The organism is Pseudonocardia sp. EV170527-09, from assembly GCF_008369905.1.
In the GTDB taxonomy this organism is placed as follows: Bacteria; Actinomycetota; Actinomycetes; order Mycobacteriales; family Pseudonocardiaceae; genus Pseudonocardia.
This window is the reverse complement of the sequence record NZ_VRMC01000512.1, coordinates 1-262: the sequence shown is the minus strand read 5'-3', so window position 1 is coordinate 262 and position 262 is coordinate 1. Positions and strand designations below refer to the sequence as shown.

The following is a 262-nucleotide window of genomic DNA, read 5'->3' as shown; positions in this document are numbered from 1 at the left end:
ATGATCGAGGTCGAGGGCGGGGTGCCGCCAGCCTCGCCGATGCCGACCGCGATCCGCGCCAGCAGGAATTGCAGATAGTTTTGCGTCAGGCCGAGCAAAGCGGTCGCTGCCGACCAGAGGATCATCGCGCCTGCGACGATGTTCCGCCGATTGGCGCGATCGGCAAAGCGCGCGATCGGCAGCCCGACGAAGATATAGAAGAAGGCGAGCGAAACGCCGGTCAGCCAGGCGACGCCTGAATCGCTGAGGCCGAACTCCTTGC

General features: G+C 64.9%; 1 protein-coding gene. It reads right to left on the bottom strand.

The annotated features are described in order from the left end of the window. The coding region (locus FVA95_RS29970) for an MFS transporter (protein ID WP_149666988.1) at positions 1 to 262 on the bottom strand (262 nt) is incomplete at both ends.